This is a genomic window from Microcystis sp. M53603_WE2 (assembly GCF_030065435.1).
The window spans coordinates 1-1,648 of sequence record NZ_JASJFF010000374.1 but is presented as its reverse complement, the minus strand read 5'-3'; the positions used below and the strand labels follow the sequence as shown (position 1 = coordinate 1,648).

The following is a 1,648-nucleotide window of genomic DNA, read 5'->3' as shown; positions in this document are numbered from 1 at the left end:
GCCAAGCTTTTCTGGTCGGAACCCCCTAAGCCGAGTTTTCAAGGTGCTGCGCCGTCCACTTGGTTTTCGAGACTGGCCTTTTAATTCTAACGTAAAGCCAACCTAGAACGGCGGGGTTTCAGACCCAAAATTTCCGATGAAATTAAAAACTTGACTAACTATCAATGGCTAACCTATCGCTGAAACCGTAGATTTCCTATCGGAATGTTTCGCCCCTACTTTTTCAGCCAACCCCAATTAGGGTTGGCTGAAAAAGTTTCTCCTGTGGGGACTGACGCGGGTTCGTTCAGCATACCCTAATTAAAAACCGCCCCCAAAGGACGGAGTTTCAATGCAAGCAGCACTGACGCGGGTTCGTTCAGCATACCCTAATTAAAAACCGCCCCCAAAGGACGGAGTTTCAATGCAAGCAGCTACGATGCCTCTCCTCATAGTTATCTTGACGTTAAGCTCGGTTAGCTATCCTTTTGTCGGCGTTTCATCGCCAGACCTAAGCCACCAGCAACCAGCAGTCCAGCAACAGTACCCGGTTCGGGAATAACCACCTGGGTGAAGGTTTGTGAGAAACTCGTAACGCTGGCGGTTCCAGGCACTGTAGTAGTCCGGCGAGCTAACAAACTCAGGTTGTTCATGACCGCAAGCGTGTTTGTTGGTGCGAACGAGATAGGGTCAATCGCAGGCATGCTGGGGGTAGCGTTTGTATTGCCGCTAATCCCTGCACCATTGAAGGTCACATTACTCGGTACTCCCGTAGCGGGTCCTGTAACTGAAGCACCTGTTATGGCATCTATCTGGCCAGTCATTGGGACATATCCAGCGGATGTGACGTCGAATTCGAAGGAGAAACCAGCTATCCAGTTGGCACTCCCGCTCGGCGGAGCAATGTTTAGGCCACCAACAATAGTGTAATTGAGAGTAGCACTACCAGAGACACCAGGAATGTAAGTGCCGGTTGCACTCACTCGAATGTTGGCTAGGGGATCGGTCACAGGATTAGCGATAGGACTTTTCGTAAACTCGTAATCCATCCAATTGCCGAAGGTTTTCTCAATTGTGCCATTTCCGTCCTCATCAACTTCGATGGAACCACCGGCAAGGAGCTCGGTGAGTGTACAGAATGAGGTACTTGTACAGCCGTTATAGGTTACCACAGCAGCCGCCTGGGCCGGGGCAGTGGCGAGGCCTAAGGCAGTGGCGACGGCCAGAGCAGCAGCGCTAGGAATGGTAAATCTGAGTAATTTTGTCATCTGTATAGACTCCCACAGAGGTAAAGTGGATGTGTGAATAATTATCGCAATGGTAACAGCAAATTTTTCCTTTGTCAACGCAGAATTGCCTATTTGTCAATATATCACTGAAAAATTGTCAACAGATCACTGAAAAGAGTTTCTCCCCACTTCCCCACTTCCCTATATCTGATTCATTCTCCGAATCTAATTCTTTGTTTTGTTACCTTTAATCGCTTATGAGGTAAGCAAAGCACGACGTTTTGACAAATTTTCAGCTATTTAGGGTTTGCTGAATAAATCTAAAAACCTTGTTGGATAAGGCTTTTAGACTTTTTTTCCCTGAAAAAGTGCCTACCATTGGAGTGATTGGGGGGAAAATTTAGGGATTTTTTCCCTGAAAATTAGGTAATTGACCACCT

Annotated in this window: 1 protein-coding gene; it reads right to left on the bottom strand. The window is 47.3% G+C overall.

All coding sequences use genetic code 11. The annotated features are described in order from the left end of the window. Positions 1–455 precede the first annotated feature (455 nt). Positions 456–1,325, bottom strand: a complete 870-nt coding sequence (locus PX481_RS07990; RefSeq protein ID WP_288094262.1) for a PEP-CTERM sorting domain-containing protein — start codon at positions 1,323–1,325, stop codon at positions 456–458. Positions 1,326–1,648: the final 323 nt, after the last annotated feature.